Here is a 20,410-nt window from a genome sequence, read left to right as displayed (position 1 = left end):
CGGTCAACGCCCCTGCGCACGAACAGGTCACGGGCGGCGGTGAGGACCGCTCTTCGCTTTCGGACTCCCCTCTCGGTTCGGGGTCGTTCCCTCATATGCATCCTCCCGGGGTCAGGGACATCCCTGATTTCAGGGACAAACCGTCATCCAACCATACTAGACGGTCTAGTTTAGTTCTGAGACCACGTTCCACCGTCCACGGAAGGACAGCCATGTCTCAGGCAAGAGGCACCGTCACTCAGGCACTGGTCGGCCGGCCCGCCCGGGTTGTCGACGTGCAGCAGATCGTCCCCGGCCTGCTCGAGATTCACCTTGCGGCGCCGCCCCCTCTCCGGGGCTGGCGCACCGGACACAACATCCAGTTGCGGGTCAGCCCGTCCGAGAAACGCCACTACACCGTTTGGCGTACGAGCCAGGACGAGATTGTCCTGATCGCAACGACACTCGGCACCGGACCCGGCAGCCGATGGCTGAAGAACCCCACGGGCGAGGTGACAGTGGTCGCAGGCCCACACCTCCCCCTGAAACAGAAGGGGATCCGCCGCCTCTACCTGGGAGACGCGTCGACGATCGCCACCGTCGACGCGTACGTCCGGGAAGCCCCCCTCCACGTAGTGGGTTTCGAGGTTCTCCCCTACATGGTCGAGCAGCTCACGTCACGCTGGCCCGCATACCACTTCTTCCCGACCGGAGGACTTCAACACTGGCTCGAGAACACTTTTGAGGAAGAGGTCCCGCTGGATGGGGCGGTTCTGCTCGGTCAGGCCGAGGCCCTTCAGGGGTTGCGCCGCACGGTGATGGCGCATCAGTCGGTGCCCAGGCAAGGCATCACGACCAAGGCCTTCTGGGCCACCAGCAGGACGGGACTCTAGGAGCCGTCATGGACAGCATCGCCAGCCTGCCGGCTCATCCCCTGATCGTCCACGCATCTGTGATCCTCATACCGGTCGCAGCCATTTCGGTCCTCCTCGCCACGGTCTGGCCCGAGTTCCAGCGCCGGGCGGGGCGGTGGCCCCTCGGTGCCACCACGGTCGCGATTCTCCTGCAGGTCCTCACCGATGAATCGGGCAGGTCCCTACAAGACGCACTGGGAACAGACCCGGCGATTGAGCGACATGCCGAACTGGCCCACCAACTGGGCAATTGGCTGTTCTTCCTGTTCCTTGCGTCGGCGGTGGCGACCTGGCTCTGGCGGCGCCAGCGAAGCCGGGCCGTACCACGAGCCCTCACAGCATGTGTCGCCCTCCTGGCCGTGGTCGCATCGGTCGGCACATTGCAACAAGTCGTCCGGGTAGGTCACAGCGGCGCACAGGCCGCTTGGGAAGAGCCAGCCGAACACTGAGTTGAGGCATGTCTGCAAAGCCTCTGTGCCTGATGATGAACCGCCCCGGCCTGTCGGGAGGCTCCTTCTCTTGAGAAGATGGAGTCATGGGGGAACGTCGCAAGGGGCATTGTCCCGACGAGCTTCGCGAACGTGCGGTGCGCATGGTTCAGGATTTATCTGGAGAGCATTCGTCCCAGTGGGGCGCGATCACGTCAATCGCGCAGAAGCTCCGGATCAGTTCCGGCGAGACGCTGCGTAAGTGGGTGCGTGAGGCTGAGGCAGCCGCCACGAAGTCGGGCCGGAAGCAAGCCCCGGTGGAGGACTCGCCTGAGGTCAAGCGCCTGCGCCGGGAGAAGGCGGAACCGAAGCGGGCCAGCGAAATTCGCAAGGCTGCAGCGGGTTTCTTCGCGGCCGAGTTGAGCCGGCCACGCAGGTACTAGTCCGTTTCATCGCCGAGCACGCCGGCCGGGTCACCCAGATCGAGGCCGGCCCAGCCGGTAGGGCATGTGGCGACGTAGGCCGGGACCGTCCACGTGGCCTTCGTGATCGACGCCTTCTCGCGCCGGATCCTGGGCTGGCGGGCTTCCACGAACAAGCGCGTTGAGCTTGTCCTGGACGCTCTGGAGATGGCCATGTGGGCCGTGGCCGCCAGGGTGCGGACGACCTGGCCGGGCTGCGGCACCACACGGACGCCGGGTCGCAGCCGAGGTCTTGATTGCTTCCGGCGACGAGGGCAGTGACGGTGGTGAAGTCCACAGGTGGTCTTGTTCTCGCGTGCTGCTGAGGTGTGTGCGCTGCGGGGGCGGGCGGCGGAGCATGCCGAGGCCGCCGCCCGCCCGTCTGGCTTCAGATCGTCGAGGCGATGTCGCGGAGGAATTCCTCGACGTGACGTTCGTTCTCGGGGGCCTGCATGTTGGCGGCTCCGGCAGCGGTCATGATCTTCTGGGCCCGCTCGTTCTGCACGAGCTCCCACCACGCGTCGTTCTCTGCGTTGAGGCCCGCGGTGAGGTCGGCGGCCGGAATGGCTTTCTTCGCTCCGGCGATGACTGGCATGCCGAGGGCTGCGATGTTGCGGGCGGTGGTCGCCACGAACTCGTCCAGTTCGGCTGCGGGCACGGCGCGATTGATCCAGCCGTAGTCCGCGGCGGTGCGGGCGGTGAGGAGCTCGGCGGACAGGACCGTCTCCAGGGTGCGGTTGCGACCCATCCGCTCCAGTCCGTACTGAGTCGCTCCGCCACCGGGAATGATGCCGAGCAGCACCTCGCTCTGCGCGATCCGCGCCGTCTCCTCAGCTGCGTAGGTGATATCGGCGGCAACGACGAACTCTGCGCCGCCGGCGCGCGCGATGCCGGCGAGCTTGACGATGCTGACCTGCGGCTGCTTGCGCAGCAGTTCACCGATGCCCTGGTGCACGTTGACGTTCGGGTACTTCGTTGCCACGTCCTGAAGCTCACCCATGCTGTCGAAGATGCCCATGTCGACGTGAGCGAGGAAGAACTCCTCGTGAGCGCTGGAGAACACCAGGACCACGACGGAGGGGTCGTCGCGGAACCGCTCGAGGAGGTCGTGCAGTTCGACCATCATCGTCGCGTTCAGCGTGTTAACGGGCGGGTTGTCCAGGACGATGTCAGCGACACCCTCGGTGACGGTCACGCGGAGGGTGGTGTACGTGGGAAGGCTCATGGTTCTCTCTGGTAGTTGCTTTCAGAGGTGTAAGTTCCTCTTGAATACCAATCGTCAGCTGGGCGGCGAACGTCGTCAAGGACGCACTTTTCAGGCACCACGTATCCCGGAGGACACCATGGGGACACCGACACCACGGGACGCACCACGCTTCGTTGTGGACTGCCCGACGCGGCCGATCCTCGATCAGATCGCCGACAAGTGGTCGATGATGGTGCTCACCGTCCTGGAGGAGCCCACGCGATTCAATGAGATCCGCCGCCAGCTGGAAGGTGTGACACAGCGCGTCCTCACCCAGACACTTCGAAGGCTCGAGCGCAACGGCATGATCGCCCGGACAGTCCTCGAGACCTCCCCCGTCGGGGTGGAGTACTCACTGACCCCACTCGGCCAATCCTTCCGTGAGCCCTTCACGCGCCTCTACGAGTGGACCCTTGCCAACAGCGACGCCATCGAGGAGATGCAACGCGCCTACGATCAACGCAACGCGCGCTAACCAAAGAAGGCAAAGGGTGGAGGATCGGGGCGGTCCGAGGAACACGGCCAGCATCACTCCTTGGCGCGCAGGGCGGACACGATCCAGTCGATCATGTCGTTGAGGTCTGCTGCGATGGTGAGGGGCGCGTCCGAGGGCTGGCCGTTGATCGTGGCCACCAGCGCCAGGTACCGACCGTGTGTGGCGTCGTACTCCTCGTCATTGTTCAGTTGGGGCTGCATCTTCTGAAAGATTTCGTAAGCCTGGGCCATCCGTTCGCGGCGTTCCGGGCTGTCCTCGACGCCGAAGGGCTGGCCGCTCTCGCACACCAAGCGCCTGACAAGCTCCTGCGCGTGCGGTGTTTCGGGCGCCAGGCCGCTGCGCCGGGCTGCAATCATGTGTTCCACGACCCCAGATCCGAGTTGGTGCGTCATGTCCTGCACCGGCCCTGAACTCATCTGGATGCCGGGGCCTTGCCCATGTACCTCGCGCAGGTACTGGCGGACCTCGGAGCGGAAGCTCCTGTCCTGGAGCAGTTCGGCGAGCTCGACCCAGGCTTGCAGTTGTGTTGCCGAGGGGTCCTCCGGCAGAGCCGGGCGCATGCGGCCCAGGCGGTGGACGAAGTCGGTAGGCAAGTCGGCGCCGACTTCGTTCCAGAAGTCGTCAACCAGTCGCTCTCGCTCGACGTCAGGCATGGCGACGAGCCGGTGCATCAGGGTCGCCCGTTCGGCTGGAGCCTGGTGTTTGACCAGGGCCCGCAGCACTGCTCGTCGGGCCAGCAGAGCACTTCCTTGCTGTTCGACGAGTTCTAGGTGCTCGGCCAGGACGTAACGCAGAGTCTTTTCACCGGTGAGCACCTGGCGGATCTCGTCCAGCCCGGTATCCAGGTCCCTCAGGGTCCGGATGAACTCGAGCTGGGCAACGGTGTGCAGGTCGTACAGTCGGTGCCCGGCGGTGTTCTGCCCGGCCGGGGTCACGATGCCTTCGTCGGAGTAGAAGCGGATGGCGCTGACCGCCAGTCCGGTGCGGCGGGCCACGTCGCCGATGGGGTAGAGGTTCTCTGCTGCGGTTTCCATGCCTGTGATCCTGCTGGCTCAAGTCGCTTGAGGCGCAACCCCGTCGGTCGACTTGCGCTGATCGTTCTTCGGGACGAGGCCGAGATTCACTGGTGCAGGCGCGGATCGCACCTGACAGCTCCTGACCCTCGACAGTGACGCTACCCTCTTGCCGCCGTCTCCCATGGCCACACCGCGTGCAGGCGCAGCGCAGCCAGTCCCCGCTGCGTACTGCTCCCTCGTCGGCTGGTGTCGGTCAGAGCTGACTGATGACGATGCGCCTGCTGCTGTCGGCCGGGAGCGACCATGCGCGTTCGATGTCGTGAAGCGGGACGGGGCACGGCTCCACGTTGTATGTGCCGTTGCTGATCAAGGCAGCGACGGCGGGGATTTCGGCTGTCATGGTGGCACCGGTCAGCGATCCTTGGCCGCTGCCGACGATCCGTAGCCTTCTCGAGCGCAGCGCGCTGGCCGGCAGGGTCGCTCGTGCGCCGGCCATTTCGCCAAGATTCATCCAGGCCATGGGGCGTGTCGGGTCAGCACGCCCGGCGACCAGTGCGGCCATGACTTCAGTGGCCGGATCTCCCCAGAGGAAGTCGAGCACGATGTCAGTTTCGGAACCGATCCGGGCGATCGTCTCCGAGTCGCTGATCCGGGCGATGGCAGTGGCGCCGGAAAGTGCTGCCAGGCGGCTGATGTCGCGTCCCACGGCGACCACTTGGCCAGCGCCGAGTTGGCGGGCCACTTGCACAGCCATGCTGCCCGTGCCGCCGGTTGCACCGAGAACCAGCACGTTCTGCCCGGGGCGCATCGTGACCCGCTGGGTCAGCGCCAGCCAGGAGGCGATCACGCAGTTCAGCGTTGCTGCCATGGTCAGCGGGTCGGTGTGGACGGGCAGGACAACGCTGTGCCGGGTGTCGATGACCGCGCGTTCGGCCATCGAGCCGTACCTGCTGTTCAGTGACATGAAGTACCAGAGCTGGCCATCGGCGGCGCGTCCCACGCCGTCGATGCCGGGAACCAGCGGCAGGCCGGCTCCGACGCTGGTGTAGTGAGAGCCGCCGGCCTGCATGCGAACCCGGGGGTGCAGGCCGGCGGCCAAGACCTCGACGACGATCTCGTGCTCATTCGACGGCTGCGGATCGGGGAAGTCCAGGTAGCGAGGGACGAGTCCGTACGCGGTGACGACAGCTGCCTTCATGGTCAGTTCGCCTTCTCGAGAAGCGCGGCCAGATCGGCGGCGGAAGCGGGGCGGGCAGGCGCGGCGAACATGCCGTCGGGATGGAGATAGGCCAGTTGCGCGGGGGTGCCGGGCGCGAACCGGCGGCTCTCAGCCATCGTTCCCACGTCGTACGCGTCGAAACCGAGCGAGTCGATCAGCGCGGCGACCGCCGCCTTGGCCGGTACGTGCTCGCCCGCGATAGGTACGGCACTGCGATCGGGCGCCCCGGCCGGCCGGGCGAGTTGCGGTAGGTGCTGGAAGAACACGGTGCTGAATGCCTTGACCACGTATGTGTCCGGCAGGTGCGCCTGCAGCAGCAGGTGCGGCGGGATACCGCTGGCCTCGATCTCAGGGACTGCGCCCTGACGTGCCGGGTCGTAGTTCAGCGTGTCGATCACGACCCGGCCGCGCAGCGGTGCGACCGGTATCTGCCGATATGCGCGGACCGGGATGGTCACGACGACCATGTCGCCGGCGGCTGCGGCCTCGGTGGTGCTCGCCGCCTGCGCCCGGGATCCCAGCTGGGCCACGATCTCCTGCAAGCTCTGCGGACCGCGGCTGTTACTCAGTACGACGTCGTGCCCGGCGGCGACGGCCAACTGCGCGAGGGCACCGCCGATCCGTCCGCTGCCGATGAAGCCAATCGTTGTCATGATCCGAATCTAGGCCGCCCTCTCCGTACCTTCTATGCTCAGGAGTCGATGTTTTGTTCGCGATCGTCCGGGAGGTGGGGTGGACCCGCTCAGCGACGTGTTGGCGCTGCTGAAGCCGCGCAGCTACATCACGGCCGGGTTCGACGCCGCGGGCGACTGGGCGCTGGAGCTGGACGATCTGGCCGGCCGGATCAAGTGCTACGCGGTCGTCAAAGGTTCCTGCTGGCTGAGCGTGGCCGGCGATGCACCGGTGCTCGTGCCGGAGAACTCCTGTTTCGTGCTGCCCACCGGCCGGACCACCGTGATCGGCAGCGCGCCGGACGTCGAGCCGGTGCGCGCCTCGGTGGTGCTTGACCCGAACCGCAGCGGCGAGGTCGTCACCTATCAGGGAGGCGGTGACGTCTACCTGGTCGGCAGCCGCTTCGAGGCCGGCAGCCCGCACGTCGAAATGCTGCTGCGGGACCTGCCGCCGCTGATGCTGGTCGAGACCTCCGGCGACCGAGCCCGGCTGCGCTGGTCGATCGAGATGATGATGGAAGAGTTCCGCGAGCCGCGTCCCGGCTCGGCCCTCATCGCTCAGCAACTCGCGCACATGATGCTGGTTCAGGCCCTGCGCCTATATCTGGCCGAGCCCACCCGCCAGGACGTCGGATGGTTCGCCACGCTCGCGGACCCTCGCATGAACGCGGCGCTCACCGCGATGCACGCCGACCCGGGCCGCTCCTGGACCGTGCGGGATCTCGCCACGACCGCCGGCATGTCCCGGTCCACGTTCGCCGAACGTTTCCGGGCCCGGGCCGGTGAGACCCCGATCGCCTACCTGGCCCGCTGGCGGATGATGCTCGCCGCAGAGCGACTCCGGCACGGCGACGACACCATCGCACGGATTGCCAGTTCCCTGGGCTACGAGTCCGAGCACGCGTTCAACACCGCCTTCAAACGGATCATGGGCACGCCACCGCGCCGCTACGCCCGCTTCGCAAGGTCGAACGACTCCGGCGCAGCCGAAGCGTGAGCTGGCACGGCGACGGGACACACCGAGGGCTCGTGGCTCTTCAACACCTTGATGCTGCGGGAAGCAGCCACCGACAGGCGACTGCCCTGTCGACCCAGGGCAGCTGTATCGTCCCCGGGCATCCGGAGGGTCACAGCGTCAACGGCGGCAGGTCGGGCGCGGCCTCAGCACCTGATGATCGCCAAAGGCACGCCAAAACCCAGGCTCACCGCGGGGGGACGATGCCGGGCGTGCAGGTCTCCGGGTCGCAAACCCACCTTGCGGCTCGTAGTAGACGGGAGGCGTCAGGTTCCGGAGAACGTGCCGTTCTCGGCGTGCCCCGCGCTTCGGTGCCTCCTTCGATCGCAGTGCCTTCCTGCCAGCCGTACGAGCGGACGATCTTGCTGCGGGCCGGACCTCTTCGCGGAAGGCGTGGCCGGCGGGGGTGAGCCGGACCTCGTGCGACCAGTTCCACACCCATGTCACGTTCGAGTGGCTGGCGGCCGCACCGCTGGACAGGTGAGCACGACCACATCCGGACGGTGCCCGGACGGTGCCGCCGCGCAGCCACCCGATGCCGACCGCCACGCGCCCGTCCTGAGCGCACCGGGCGCCGGCCGACCACCGGACCGGGAAGTCAGGGCTGGAAGCGATAACCCATACCTGGCTCGGTGATCAGATGCACCGGCCGGGTCGGATCCCTCTCCAACTTGCGGCGCAGCTGGGCCATGTACTGGCGCACGTTCTGGGTCTCTTCCCGGTAGGTCGGTCCCCAGACCTTCTCCAGCAGGTAGCGCTGGCTCAGCAGGATGCCCGGCTCGGCCACCACGACAGCCAGCAGCTGCCACTCGGTCCGGGTCAGGTGCACGTCGCCAGGGGTGACCGTGTGGCTGACCAGGTCGATCTCGTACTGCCCGATCTTCACGGTGTTCTCGGCCTGCGGAGGCCCCTGGCGACGGGCCACCACCCGGATCCGGGCCAGCAGCTCGTCCACACTGAACGGCTTGGTCACGTAGTCGTCGGCGCCGGCGTCCAGAGCGTTCACCTTGTCCCGGCTGTCGGAACGGCCGGACAGCACGATCACCGGTACCGAGGTCCACCGGCGCAACCGACGGATCACCTCGACACCGTCCAGATCCGGTAACCCCAGATCGAGAACGACGATGTCCGGGTGATCCTCCCGGGCCGACTCCAGGGCGCTGAGGCCGGTGGCGGCGCTGACCACCTCGTACTGGCGAGCCAGCAGGTTGATCCGCAGGACCCGGATCATCTGAGGCTCGTCGTCCACCAGAAGGATCTTGGTCACGATGCCCCGGCCTGCGGGTCGCCCACGAAGGCCTGCTTACTCTGGGTCTCGAGTTCGGTCTCCGGTAGAGGGCCCGACTGCAGCAGGGTCATGACCATGGTCAGTCCCCCACCGGGCGTCACATCCGGAGTCAGGCTGCCACCCATGGCCTCGGCCAGCCCTCGGGACAGAGCCAGGCCGAGACCGACCCCGGTGCCGTTGTCCCGATCGCCCAGACGCTGGAACGGCAGGAAGACGTCCTCCCACTTCTCGATGGGAATACCCGGCCCGCGGTCGATGACCTTGGTCTCCACCTCCCCGGCGTGAGCACTCACCATGATCATCGGTGGCGAGTCGTCCGGTGAGTACCGCAGGGCGTTGCGCAGCAGGTTCACCAGCACCCGCTCGATCAGCACCGGATCGCCGTGCACCTCCAGGAACTCCTCCGGAAGATGCACCTCGATGTCCTTGGCCGGCGACCCGATCTCGTCCAGGGCGATCGCCACCGTCTCGGCAATGCTGGTCGGCTGCGGGTGCATGGCCAGCGCGCCGGCCTGCAGCCGGCTCATGTCCAGCAGGTTGTCCACCAGCCGGGTCAGCCGGTCCAACGACTCCTCCACACTGGCCAGCAGTTCGGCCTGATCCTCAGGGCTGAACTCGATCCCCGGCGCCCGCAGGCCACCGACCGCGGCCTTGGCCGAGGCCAGCGGGGTGCGCAGATCGTGGCTGACCGCTGAGAGCAGGGCCGTGCGCATCCGGTCCACCTCGGCCAGCGGTCCGGCCGCGGCGGCCTGCTCGCTCAGCTCCTGCTGCCGCAACGCGACCACGGCCTGATTGGCGAAAGCCTGCACCACCCGCCGGTCCTCGGCCGCCAAAGGATGACCGCACAACGCGAGCGACACCGTCTCGTCCACTTGTACCTCGGCATCGCCCTCCCCCGGGGCGAACAGGGTCCGGCCGACTGACTCGACCACGTGCCAGGCATCCCGGTCGTGCTGCAGGTCCGGGCTGGGGCCGGCATCGGGTCTGCGCTGCAGCAGCGTGGCGCCGTTGAAGTTGAAGGTCTCGCGGAGCTGGTTCAGGAGGGCGGGCAACGGCTGGGCGCCGCGCAGCACGTTCCCGGCGAGCGTGGACAAGGTTTCGGCCTCCGCTTGGGCGCTCGCTGCTTCCCGGGTGCGCCGGGCGGCACGGTCGACGGTCGCGCTCACCGCGACCGCCACGATCAGGAACACGGCCAGAGCCAGGATGTTCTCCCAGGCGGCGATCGTGATCCGGTGGATCGGTGGGGCGAAGTAGTAGTTCAGCGCGACCGTACCCAGCAGGGCCGCCACCAGGGCCGGCCAGAGCCCGCCGACCAAGGCCACGATCACCACCGCGGCCAGGTACAGCAGGACGTCGCTGTCCAGGGAGATCTGCTCGCGCAGCTGGGCCAGCAGGACCGTGAGCACGGCGATGCCGATGGTCGCCAGGAGGAACCCGGCCACCCGGCGATTGGCGCTGAGGGCGTTGCGTACCTTGGGCAGGGCGCGGCCCTTGCGGGCCTGGGCATGAGTGACCAGGTGGACGTCCATGCTGCCGGCGCCGTTGGTGGTGGTGACCCCGACGCCGGGAGAGAACAGCGACTGCAGCCGACCCCGACGGGAGACCCCGAGCACCAGCTCGGTGGCGTTGACCCCCTTCGCGAAAGCGAGCAGCGCCTTGGGGATGTCGTTGCCGACCACCTGGTGGTACGTGCCGCCGAGGTCCTCGACCAGGGTGCGCTGCGCCACCAGGTTGGCGTGGCTGCCGCCGCTGCTGAGGCCGTCGTTACGGGCCACGTGCACGGCCAGAAGGTCCGTGGGCTGTGGGCCCCGGGATCGGCTGGCCAGCCGGGCGGCCCGGCGGATCAGCGTCTCGCCCTCCGGGCCTCCGGTCAGCGCCACCAGCACCCGTTCCCGGGCTTCCCAGGTGTCGGAGATCCCTTGGGCCGCCCGGTAGTTCTCCAGTTCGTCGTCGACCTTGTCGGCCAGCCACAGCAGGGCCAGCTCGCGCAGGGCGGTCAGGTTGCCGACCCGGAAGTAGTTGCCCAGGGCCGCGTCGATCTTCTCGGGTTTGTAGATGTTGCCGTGGGCCATCCGCCGCCGGATCGCCTCCGGCGCCATGTCGACCAGTTCGATGGCGTCGGCCCGGCGCACGACCTCGTCCGGCACCGTCTCGCGTTGTGGGACTCCGGTGATCTGCCGGACGATGTCGTTGATGGACTCCAGGTGCTGCACGTTGACCGTGGTCATCACCGTCATCCCGGCGTCCAGCAGTTCCTCGATGTCCTGCCAGCGCTTGGCGTTGCGCGAGCCCGGCACGTTGGTGTGGGCCAGCTCGTCCACCAGCACCACCTCGGCCCCCCGGGCGATCACCGCGTCCACGTCCATCTCCGTGAAGGTGGTCCCCCGGTAGTGGACGGTCCGCCGCGGGAGCACCTCGAGGTCCTTGATCATCGCCTCGGTCTGCTCCCGGCCGTGGGTCTCGACGTACCCGACCACGACATCCGTGCCCCGTTCCCGGCGCCGGTGCCCTTCTTCGAGCATCTTGTACGTCTTACCCACACCGGGGGCAGCCCCTAGGTGCACCCGCAGCTGGCCGGCCACTTGTCTCCCGCTCCTTACGCCTGGTCCAGAGCCAGGTTCAGTTCCAGCACGTTCACGCCCGACTCACCGATGAAGCCCAGCGACCGGCCGGTCGTGTACTCCTGGATCAGGCTCTCCACCTCGGCCACGTCCAGCCCGCGTTCCTGGGCCACCCGCTGCGCCTGCAGCTCGGCGTAGTCCGGGCTGATCTGCGGGTCCAGGCCGGAGGCGCTGGCCGTGACCGCGTCGGCCGGCACCTGCGGGCGGTCCGGGGCCGCGCCCCTGATCGGCTCGGCGACGTAGCCGGTGTACTCGGTGTCAGGCTCGGCGGCCTCGACCTGAATCCCCTCGTAGGTGCTCAGGAACGGCGTTCCGGTCTCGTTCAGGCTGACCACCCGGGTGACCGTGCCGGTCGCGCCGTCCGAGTACCAGACGCCCAGAACCGCGCCCACGCCTCCGGCCGTGCAGTAGGGCCGGGAGCCGTCCACACCTTCCAGCTCACCCACGGCCAGGCTGCGCGAGCAGATCTGAGTGAGCAGGCTCTGCGAGGCGTTCTCCTCGTCGGTGCTCAGGGTGTCCACGACGTCTTCCGGACCGAGGTTGGACGCACTGGTGGACAGCGGGTCGTAGCCGTCGCCGGCGGCGGAGGGACGGGACTGGAAGTACTGCGGCAGGGCGTTGCCGTCCGCGTCGGTGAAGGACTGGCCGATCAGGGACGAGCCCACGACCGTGCCCCCTTCCTCCAGCAGCGAGCCGTCGGCCTTGCTCTTCAGTCCCGGGATCTGGGCCACCAGCGTCACGACGAGCGGGTAGGCCACCCCCAGGATCACGGTCATCACCAGCAGCAGCCGCAGGGCGGCGAGGTGCTGGCCGATCCACGATGGAATACGCATTTTCGTTCTTCCTCAGGAGATTCCGGGGATGGCCGAGATCAGCAGGTCGATGAGCTTGATGCCGACGAAGGGGGTGATGATGCCGCCGAGTCCGTAGACCAGCAGGTTGCGGCGCAGCAGGGTGGCGGCGTCGGACGGCCGGTACTGCACCCCGCGCAGGGCCAGCGGGATCAGCGCGACGATCACGATCGCGTTGAAGACGACCGCGGACAGGATCGCCGAGGTGGGGCTGTCCAGCCGCATGATGTTCAGGGTGTCCAGGCCCGGGTAGACCGCGGCGAAGATGGCCGGGATGATCGCGAAGTACTTGGCGATGTCGTTGGCGATCGAGAACGTGGTCAGCGCGCCGCGGGTGATCAGGAGTTGCTTGCCGATCTCGACGATCTCGATGAGCTTGGTCGGGTCGGAGTCCAGATCCACCATGTTCCCGGCCTCTTTCGCGGCCGCGGTGCCGGTGTTCATCGCCACGCCCACGTCGGCCTGGGCCAGAGCCGGCGCGTCGTTGGTGCCGTCACCGGTCATCGCGACCAGCTTGCCGCCCTCCTGCTCGCGCCGGATCAGGGCGAGCTTGTCCTCCGGGGTGGCCTCGGCCAGGAAGTCGTCGACCCCGGCCTCCTTGGCGATCGCCTCGGCGGTGCGCGGGTTGTCGCCGGTGATCATCACCGTGCGGATGCCCATCCGGCGCATCTCGTCGAACCGCTCGCGCATCCCGTTCTTGACCACGTCCTTGAGGTGGATCACCCCCAGGATCCGGCTCTCCTCGGCAACCACCAGCGGGGTTCCACCCGCGGAGGAAACTTCGTCGACGATCCCCTTCAGATCGTCCGGGATGCGTCCACCGTTCGAGCGCACCCACTCGGTGACCGACGAAGTGGCGCCCTTGCGCAGGACCCGGCCGTCCACGTCCACTCCCGACATCCGGGTCTGGGCGGTGAACTCGATCCAGGTCGCGTCGTGGATCTCCCGCTCGCGCAGGCCGTGCGCGGACTTGGCGTGCACCACGATCGAGCGGCCCTCGGGCGTTTCGTCGGCCAGACTGGACAGCTGCGCCGCATCGGCCAGCTCGGCTACCGAAACGCCATGTACGGGGACGAATTCGCTGGCCTGGCGGTTGCCCAGGGTGATGGTTCCGGTCTTGTCCAGCAGCAGGACGTTCACATCGCCCGCGGCCTCGACCGCGCGGCCGGACATGGCCAGCACGTTGCGCTGCACCAGCCGGTCCATGCCGGCGATCCCGATCGCCGACAGCAGCGCGCCGATCGTGGTCGGGATCAGGCAGACCAGCAGGCTCACCAGGACGATCCCGGTGACGCCGTTGGCGTTCAGCACCGCGTCGTCGGTACCGAAACCCTGCTCTCCGACGGCGAAGATCGCCATCGGCTGCAGGGTGGCCACCGCCATCAGGAAGATGATGGTCAGCGAGGCCAGCAGGATGTTCAGCGCGATCTCGTTCGGCGTCTTCTGCCGGTTCGCGCCCTCGACCAGGGCGATCATCCGGTCCACGAAGCTCTCACCCGGCTTCTGGGTGATCCGCACGACGATCCGGTCCGAAAGCACCCGGGTGCCACCGGTCACCGCCGAGCGATCACCGCCCGACTCGCGGATCACCGGGGCCGACTCACCGGTGATGGCCGACTCGTCGACACTGGCGATGCCCTGCACGACCTCGCCGTCCCCGGGGATCACCTCGCCGGCGTCCACCACCACGAAGTCGCCGAGCTTGAGTTCCGTTGCCCCGACGGTCGTCTCGTCGAGGACGTTGGCTCCGGGCTTCCAGTGGGCGAGCTTGCGGGCAACGGTGTCCTGCTTGGCCTTACGCAGGGTGTCGGCCTGCGCCTTGCCCCGGCCCTCGGCCACGGCTTCGGCCAGGTTGGCGAAGACCACGGTCAGCCAGAGCCACACGGTGATCACCCAGGCGAACACCGACGGGTCGGTGATCGCCAGGACGGTGGTGAAGACCGAGCCGATCTCGACGATCAGCATCACCGGGTTATGCCACAGGGTGCGCGGGTCGAGCTTCTTCAGGGCGTCCGGCAGTGAGATCCACAACTGCTTGGGGTCCAGCAGGCCTCCGCCGACCTTCTTCTTGACCCCTTCTGGCGGATTGGGTTGCGCCTGGGGGCGTTCGGTTGTCGCAGTACTCATCTCAGATCCTCAATGGGCTTTCAGCTCAGGCCTTCGGCGATCGGCCCCAGGGCCAGCGCCGGCAGGAAGGTCAGGGCGACGACGATCACGACCACGCCGACCAGCATCCCGACGAACAGCGGCTGGTAAGTCTTCAGCGTGCCCGCGGACTCCGGCGTGGGCTTCTGTGCGGCCAGCGAACCGGCCAGGCCGAGCACGAAGATGATCGGCAGGAACCGTCCGAGCAGCATGCAGATCCCCAGCGCGGTGTTGTAGAAGCCGGTGTTCGCGCTCAGACCGGCGAACGCCGAGCCGTTGTTGTTGCTCGCGGAGGTGAAGGCGTACAGCACTTCGGAGAACCCGTGAGCGCCGCTGCTGAGCATGGACTCGCGGGCGGTGGGGTTGGCCATCGCGATCGCGGTGCCGACCAGGACGAGGGCGGGGGTGGCCAGCAGGTACAGGGAGGCGAACTTGATCTCCCGCGAGCTGATCTTCTTGCCCAGGTACTCCGGTGTGCGCCCGACCATCAGGCCGGCCACGAACACCGTGATGACCGCGAGCATCAGCATCCCGTACAGGCCGGAACCCGTTCCACCGGGCGCAATCTCGCCGAGCATCATGTTCAGCATCGTCAGACCGCCACCGAAGGACGAGTACGAGGAGTGGAACGAGTCCACCGCACCGGTCGAGGTCAGCGTGGTCGCCGCCCCGAACGTCGCCGAGTTCAGTACCCCGAAACGGGTCTCAGTGCCCTCGGTACCCGCTCCCGCCGCGGCCGGGACCGTGTTGGCGCCCAGGCCGTTGCTCAGGTTAAGCAGGAAGATGCTGGCCAGGGCGATGACGCTCATCGCGGCGATGATCGCGTAGCCCTGCTTGTTGCTGCCGACCATCCGGCCGAAGGCCCGGGGCATGGCCACCGGGATCAGCAGGATCAGGAAGATCTGAATCCAGTTGGTCCACGCCGTCGGGTTGGACAGCGGGTGGGCGCTGTTGACGTTCCAGAAGCCACCACCGTTGGTGCCCAGCAGCTTGATCGCTTCCTGGCTGGCCGCGGGGCCGCCCGGGATGGTCTGTGTTCCACCGGCCAGCGTGCTGATCTCGTCACTGCTGGAGAAGTTCTGCACCGCACCGGCGGCGATGAAGACGATGGCGGCCACGGTCGCGACCGGCAACAGGATGCGCAGGCAGATCCGGGTCAGGTCGACCCAGAAGTTGCCCAGGTGCTCGGTGCGGTTGCGGGCGAAACCCCTGACCAGGGCTACGCACACGGCGATACCGACCGCGGCCGAGACGAAGTTCTGCGCCGCCAGGCCGGCCATCTGCACCAGGTGGCCCATGGTCGACTCACCCGAGTAGGCCTGCCAGTTGGTGTTGGCGACGAAGCTGACCGCGGTGTTCCAGGACAGTTCCGGGGTGAGGCTGTCGAAACCGAGCGACAGCATCAGCCGGCCCTGCAGCCGCATGAACAGGTACAGGAACACGATCGAGATCGCCGAGAAGGCGAGCACGCTGCGGGCGTAGACGCCCCAGGGCTGCTCGGCCTCGGGGTCGACCCCGATCACCTTGTAGATACCGCGCTCGGCCCGGGAGTGCTTCGTCCCGGTGAAGACGCGGTACATGTAGTCGCCGGCCGGCCGGTACACGGCGGCGAGCACGACGACGAGCGACACCACGAAGATGACGCCCGCAGTGGTCGAGTCCATCAGAATTTCTCCGGGAAGAGCAGAGCAGCCAGCAGGAACAGGGTCAGGCCGAGAGCGATGACGAGACCGGCCAGGTTGACGATGGTCACAGCCGCTCCACTCCCCGCACGATCAGCGCCAGAGCGCCGAACAGCGCCACTGTCAGCACCAGATAAGCCAGATCAAGCACTGCTATCCCTCACAGTTCGAATGTGCGTTCCGGCTTCGGAGCCGGCCCGCTGAGAAGCACACCGCCTCGCCGCGCGCGAGAACAGATGCGTTGACGGGTCCTTGACGGGTGCGGGGGCGTTTCCGACAGCTTCTTGACACCTGGCCTGCAAACGACGGAGGGCCGGGCCGGAGGCAGTGCTCCGACCCGGCCCTCGGGCGCCCGGTTCACACCAGAAATGGGCGATCCCCAGAAACTAATCTTTACCGAGCTCCTTGCCCTGCTGCGGGTGCACCCGGGAGCAGAGCGGAGACCTGCCGCAGCGCCGCCGCTACGTCCTCCTGCGTGCCGGCCTCGTGCAGCGCAACGACGGGTACGGTCAGCGCCCGCATCACCCGCCAGCTCACTTCCGGGTGCAGACTGCCGCACAGCACGATCGCTCCCGCGCCGCCCTCCAGCATCGACTGGGACCGCTCGACCAGCATCGCAGCGGCCGCGTCCCACTCCACGGTCACCTGGAGATACTCCAGTTCGTGGTCGTCCACCCAGTCCAGCAGCAGACGGCCACCTTCGGGCCGCTGACGGATGATCTCCTTGGCCAGACGGTAGTAGCGCGCGGTCTCCGACCAGTTCGTCCCGCCGAGCAATCCGATGGTTCCCACTGCCGACCTTCTCTCCCAGAACTGCGCGCCCCGATGGGCGCCGACACCCCAGTAACGAGCCTCTGGGCGAGCATGGATCCGGCCTTGACGGGACCCTGACGGGACGCGGGTGCTTCCTGACGAAACGTCTACACCGCGGGCCCTTACAGGGGCAGGACCTTGGCCTCGGCGAGCAGCGGTGCCCCCGGGGCTCCTGGCAAACCCGTGATGGTGACCAGCGCCCAGCGCCCCTCGTGGGTGTGCACGCAGAACTTGTCCCCCTCCCGGAGCGTCACAACATCGGCGTTGCCCTGCCCCGAGTCCGGGATGTTGCGGCAATCGGTAACGTCCTTGTCCCGGCTCAGCGGCTGGAAGGTGTTGAAGCCGCCGGAGCCTTCGAGTGTCGTCGGCCACCCGCTCAACCGGTCCTTCACTTCCTTCTGGCGGTACAGATCACCGCGGTTGGACTCGGGAGAACCGATCGGCTGACCCCCAGGCAGAAGCGTCTCTTCCCACGAGACGACGTCCAGGTCGTGCGCATTCCCCGGCAGCATCTCCAGATTCAGCGTGGAGTAGAGCTCGTCTGATCCGCTCAGGTCATCGGCCTGTTCCGGCCGCATGGTGCTGAACCCCAGAACCCCCAGGACAACGACGAACGCAGCGGATGCCGCGACCAAGGCTCCTTTTCGACGGGGCGGGATGGCGGCAACCGGTGGACGCGGTGGACCTTCGGGAATGTGCACAGGGTCCGCCACCGTCGGGGCCTGGAGGATCTTCCGATGGACCTCCCACAGTCCTTTCCCCGGGTCCACACCGAGCTCCTCCGCGAATGCCCGTGCGGTTGCGTCGTACAACCGCAGCGCCTCGGCTGTGTGCCCGCATTGCTGCAGGGCCAGCATCGACAGCCGCACGAGATCCTCGTCGTACGGATGCAGTGCCCGCTGGCTGCCCAGCTCCGTCAGAACGCTTTCGCCCCGGCCTATGTCGATGCGAGCCTGGCCCCAAGTCTTGACGGCCCCCAGACGTTTGCGGGCCAGCTCGTCGATCATTGTCCGGACCGGGTCGGGCTCGGGCTGCGTGACATCGGTGAAGGCTTCGTCCGCACGCCACAGACCCAGGGCAGCGGTCAGCGCCTCGTCCGCCTCCATGGCTTGTCCGGCGCGCAGCAGTGACGTTCCCTTGTCCACCTGGGTTTCGAACGCATGGACGTCGAGGGCACCAACGTCAAGAAGGTAGCCGTTGGCCTCGCGGCGCAACACCCGCCACGGCTGGCCCGCTTGACGCTCCGGTTCCAATTTTGGACGTAGGTGCGAAACGTACGTCTGCAGGGTGTTCTTTGTTTCCGGACGGGTTTTCTCGTCCGGCCACAGACCGTTGATCAGCCATTCGCTCGTGGCCAGACGACCGGCCTTGACCACGAGCAACGCCAGCAACGCCCGTTCCATCGGTGCGCTGATGCCCTGCCGCCGCTCACCGATCCGCACCAGAAGCGGCCCCAGCGACTCGATCTGGACGCCGTTGTGCTCACCCACCCTGCATCCCCCTGTTGTCATGACCAGATGTCAATGCGCAGAACACCCGCCCCCGCGACTCAACCGTAGAGCGTCATCCATCGCCATGTCGTCGGAATACCTACCCAAACAAGGCAACTCGCAGGTAGCAAGAGCCGTCAAACGCCCGATGAGCTGTGGCTTCAGCGCACTCCAGCCACTCTCCAGCGCCCCTTACGTTCTCCCGTGCAGGTTTTAGCCCCCATCCCCTACTCCGCCGGAGAGAGATCCAGAATGAGAATCAGCAGAGGACGATTGGCAGCCGCGACAACCGCAGCAGCGGTACCAGTGCTGTTGGCACTGTCCGCGACGAGTGCGCCGGCCCGGCCGCTGCCACAAAAAGCCGCCGCAACCAGCACCGCCAGCATCATCCGTCCCCAAGCCGACATCCAAAGGCAATGGCCCGGCGGCACGGCAGGCTCAGCCGCCGCCGCGATCGACGACGCCGTGCAGCAACCCACTGCTGTGCCGGGAACCGACTTCATCTATGCCCGGAACGCCAACCGGATCACCGAAGTGAGTCTGGCCAACCTGGCCCTGGACGACCGCGTCCCCGGCAGCGTCACCGCGTGGTTCTACGCCAACACCGGCGCCACCACGCGGCTGAAGGTCGACCTCGTGCGCGGCGAGCAGGTCCTGAACACCACCACGCTGACGGGCGGCTCCGGGTTCGCCTGGCGATCGCTGTCCACCACCCAGGGTCTGGACCAGGCGGTCATCAACGCCCTGAGCCTGCGCTTCACATCCCTGGACGGCGGCGACACCAACCTGCGGGCCGCCTACGCCAGCGTCGCCAGCGCCCCCTGCGACTCCACTCACCCCGCGCTGGGCGGGTACGGCGGCTTCGGCGGCACGCGCTGGCCGGCCGCCTGCTGGAACCCTTTCACCGCGCAGAGCCCCTTCAACCGCGCTCTCCCGGCGAACGCCAGGCTGCACCCGCGTTCGGCCCAGATCGTCCAGCGGATGCGCACCGACCTGCCCAAGAACAAGCAGGTGGCCAACTTCGTCGCGCACAACGACGGGAGCTCCGGCGAGCCCACCTACTACGCCCGGTCCAGCGATCCGCTCTACACGATCCATTGCACAGCCAACACCGACGACCCCAACGGGTTCGGATCGTCCCCTTGCCCGATGGAAGGCGAGAAGATCCGGATACCCGCCCAAGCCGTCCCCGAGGGTGGTCGGGCCGCGGACTCCAGCAAGCCCCTGTACGAGCGAGCGGACGCCCACATCACCGTGGTCGACCAGAGCACCGGCAAGCTGACCAGCTTCTGGCAGGTGCAGACCGTGCCCCTGCCGGCGGGAGGCGGGCGGATCAACGTCGCCTGGGCCGGTGACAGCCCCGTCGACGGCACGGGGCTCAGCACCCGGGGCAGCGCCACCGCGGCGAACTACTCCAGCCTGGCCGGGCGGATCCGCGCCGAGGAACTCCAGGCCGGAAAGATCGACCACGCCCTGCTGATCGGGGTGCGCTGCGACTCAGGACAGTACGTCTTCCCCGCCAATCACAGTGGCCTGCCCTGCACCAAGTCCAAGCCCGCCCTCGCCACCGCGGACGCCCCGGCCATGGGCAGCCTGCTGCGCCTGAACATGACCACCGCCCAGATCGACGCCCTGCCGGCCGCCGTGCCGACCTGGAAACGCACCATCCTGAAGGCCATGTCGCAGTACGGCATGTACATCGGCGAGACCGGATCCTCGTTCTACTTCAACGTCGAGACCGAATCCGGCAACCAGTACACCAGCAGGGGCGCACCCGACGCCTGGCTCTCCTTCGCCGCCAGCAACAACTGGCCCCAGGTCGCCGCCAATGCTGACTACCCCTACGCGCACCGGCTGGGCTCCATGCGGGCCAACGCCGACGGGATCGACTGGGACGCCATGGTCTGGTCGAAGCTGGTCGTGCTCGATCCTTGTGTGACGCAAGGGAACTGCTGACCATTCGGGCCCGCCGTTGCCACATACCCGTGAAAGTCTCGCCCTGGCAGCCGTAACCCTTTCGGATCGAAGTCTTGAAGCGAGAACAGGGACCGAGGTGCGCTGATACGGTCCCTTAT

At 67.3% G+C, this 20,410-nt stretch carries 18 protein-coding genes; 6 read left to right on the top strand and 12 right to left on the bottom strand.

What is annotated here, in order from left to right; all coding sequences use genetic code 11:
* Nucleotides 1–275 precede the first annotated feature (275 nt).
* The 3 genes from LR394_RS12990 to LR394_RS12980 all read left to right on the top strand — a co-directional run bounded on the left by LR394_RS12990 (nucleotide 276) and on the right by LR394_RS12980 (nucleotide 1,764).
* Nucleotides 276–872, top strand: coding sequence for a hypothetical protein (locus tag LR394_RS12990; protein ID WP_231441410.1), 597 nt, complete (start codon nucleotides 276–278; stop codon nucleotides 870–872).
* 8 nt (nucleotides 873–880) lie between these two features.
* Complete coding sequence (locus tag LR394_RS12985; RefSeq protein ID WP_231441408.1) at nucleotides 881–1,342, top strand: DUF2231 domain-containing protein; 462 nt, start codon at nucleotides 881–883, stop codon at nucleotides 1,340–1,342.
* Nucleotides 1,343–1,428: 86 nt separating this feature from the next.
* Nucleotides 1,429–1,764 carry a hypothetical protein gene (locus tag LR394_RS12980; RefSeq protein ID WP_231441406.1) on the top strand — a complete coding sequence of 112 codons (336 nt, stop codon included), beginning with the start codon at nucleotides 1,429–1,431 and terminating at the stop codon, nucleotides 1,762–1,764.
* 406 nt (nucleotides 1,765–2,170) lie between these two features.
* Here the strand turns inward: LR394_RS12980 and LR394_RS12975 are convergent, their stop codons facing one another.
* Nucleotides 2,171–3,007 (bottom strand): enoyl-CoA hydratase/isomerase family protein, encoded by an 837-nt coding sequence (locus tag LR394_RS12975; protein ID WP_231441404.1) that lies wholly within the window; start codon nucleotides 3,005–3,007, stop codon nucleotides 2,171–2,173.
* Nucleotides 3,008–3,125: 118 nt separating this feature from the next.
* On the opposite strand from LR394_RS12975, the gene LR394_RS12970 reads away from it, so the two are divergent.
* The gene (locus LR394_RS12970) at nucleotides 3,126–3,503 is read left to right on the top strand and encodes a winged helix-turn-helix transcriptional regulator (protein WP_407937049.1); all 378 of its coding nucleotides are present in this window, start codon (nucleotides 3,126–3,128) and stop codon (nucleotides 3,501–3,503) included.
* Nucleotides 3,504–3,556: 53 nt separating this feature from the next.
* Here the strand turns inward: LR394_RS12970 and LR394_RS12965 are convergent, their stop codons facing one another.
* From LR394_RS12965 to LR394_RS12955, 3 genes are all read right to left on the bottom strand, one after another.
* Nucleotides 3,557–4,558, bottom strand: coding sequence for a helix-turn-helix domain-containing protein (locus LR394_RS12965; RefSeq protein ID WP_231441400.1), 1,002 nt, complete (start codon nucleotides 4,556–4,558; stop codon nucleotides 3,557–3,559).
* Between the two features lie 235 nt (nucleotides 4,559–4,793).
* Nucleotides 4,794–5,738: a quinone oxidoreductase family protein gene (locus tag LR394_RS12960; RefSeq protein ID WP_231441398.1), complete on the bottom strand. Its 945-nt coding sequence runs from the start codon at nucleotides 5,736–5,738 to the stop codon at nucleotides 4,794–4,796.
* Between the two features lie 2 nt (nucleotides 5,739–5,740).
* Complete coding sequence (locus LR394_RS12955; protein ID WP_231441396.1) at nucleotides 5,741–6,412, bottom strand: NADPH-dependent F420 reductase; 672 nt, start codon at nucleotides 6,410–6,412, stop codon at nucleotides 5,741–5,743.
* 79 nt (nucleotides 6,413–6,491) lie between these two features.
* Between LR394_RS12955 and LR394_RS12950 the strand changes: the two genes are divergently transcribed.
* Nucleotides 6,492–7,427 carry an AraC family transcriptional regulator gene (locus LR394_RS12950; RefSeq protein WP_231441394.1) on the top strand — a complete coding sequence of 312 codons (936 nt, stop codon included), beginning with the start codon at nucleotides 6,492–6,494 and terminating at the stop codon, nucleotides 7,425–7,427.
* 616 nt (nucleotides 7,428–8,043) lie between these two features.
* On the opposite strand, the gene LR394_RS12945 is transcribed toward LR394_RS12950, so the two are convergent.
* From LR394_RS12945 to LR394_RS12910, 8 genes are all read right to left on the bottom strand, one after another.
* The gene (locus LR394_RS12945) at nucleotides 8,044–8,712 is read right to left on the bottom strand and encodes a response regulator (RefSeq protein ID WP_231441392.1); all 669 of its coding nucleotides are present in this window, start codon (nucleotides 8,710–8,712) and stop codon (nucleotides 8,044–8,046) included.
* Nucleotides 8,709–11,315 carry a sensor histidine kinase gene (locus tag LR394_RS12940; RefSeq protein WP_231441391.1) on the bottom strand — a complete coding sequence of 869 codons (2,607 nt, stop codon included), beginning with the start codon at nucleotides 11,313–11,315 and terminating at the stop codon, nucleotides 8,709–8,711. The genes LR394_RS12945 and LR394_RS12940 overlap by 4 nt, the downstream gene beginning before the upstream one ends.
* A gap of 14 nt (nucleotides 11,316–11,329) precedes the next feature.
* Complete coding sequence (locus LR394_RS12935) at nucleotides 11,330–12,187, bottom strand: potassium-transporting ATPase subunit C (protein WP_231441389.1); 858 nt, start codon at nucleotides 12,185–12,187, stop codon at nucleotides 11,330–11,332.
* Between the two features lie 12 nt (nucleotides 12,188–12,199).
* Nucleotides 12,200–14,332, bottom strand: coding sequence for a potassium-transporting ATPase subunit KdpB (gene kdpB, locus LR394_RS12930; RefSeq protein WP_231441387.1), 2,133 nt, complete (start codon nucleotides 14,330–14,332; stop codon nucleotides 12,200–12,202).
* Between the two features lie 20 nt (nucleotides 14,333–14,352).
* On the bottom strand, nucleotides 14,353–16,014 hold the full coding sequence (gene kdpA / locus LR394_RS12925; RefSeq protein ID WP_231441385.1) for a potassium-transporting ATPase subunit KdpA: 1,662 nt from the start codon (nucleotides 16,012–16,014) through the stop codon (nucleotides 14,353–14,355).
* On the bottom strand, nucleotides 16,014–16,103 hold the full coding sequence (gene kdpF / locus LR394_RS12920) for a K(+)-transporting ATPase subunit F (protein ID WP_231441383.1): 90 nt from the start codon (nucleotides 16,101–16,103) through the stop codon (nucleotides 16,014–16,016). Before kdpF ends, kdpA begins: the two co-directional genes overlap by 1 nt.
* Nucleotides 16,104–16,425: 322 nt before the next feature.
* Nucleotides 16,426–16,824 (bottom strand): aspartate/glutamate racemase family protein, encoded by a 399-nt coding sequence (locus LR394_RS12915; protein ID WP_231441381.1) that lies wholly within the window; start codon nucleotides 16,822–16,824, stop codon nucleotides 16,426–16,428.
* A 143-nt stretch (nucleotides 16,825–16,967) separates the two neighbouring features.
* Nucleotides 16,968–18,287 carry an AfsR/SARP family transcriptional regulator gene (locus LR394_RS12910; protein WP_231441380.1) on the bottom strand — a complete coding sequence of 440 codons (1,320 nt, stop codon included), beginning with the start codon at nucleotides 18,285–18,287 and terminating at the stop codon, nucleotides 16,968–16,970.
* 354 nt (nucleotides 18,288–18,641) lie between these two features.
* Here LR394_RS12910 and LR394_RS12905 point away from each other — a divergent pair, with 354 nt between their 5' ends.
* Nucleotides 18,642–20,291, top strand: coding sequence for a hypothetical protein (locus tag LR394_RS12905; RefSeq protein WP_231441378.1), 1,650 nt, complete (start codon nucleotides 18,642–18,644; stop codon nucleotides 20,289–20,291).
* Nucleotides 20,292–20,410: the final 119 nt, after the last annotated feature.

The organism is Kineosporia babensis, from assembly GCF_021129305.1.
Taxonomy (GTDB): domain Bacteria; phylum Actinomycetota; class Actinomycetes; order Actinomycetales; family Kineosporiaceae; genus Kineosporia; species Kineosporia babensis.
The sequence above is the reverse complement of the archived record's forward strand: the minus strand, read 5'-3'. Positions and strand labels throughout refer to the sequence as shown.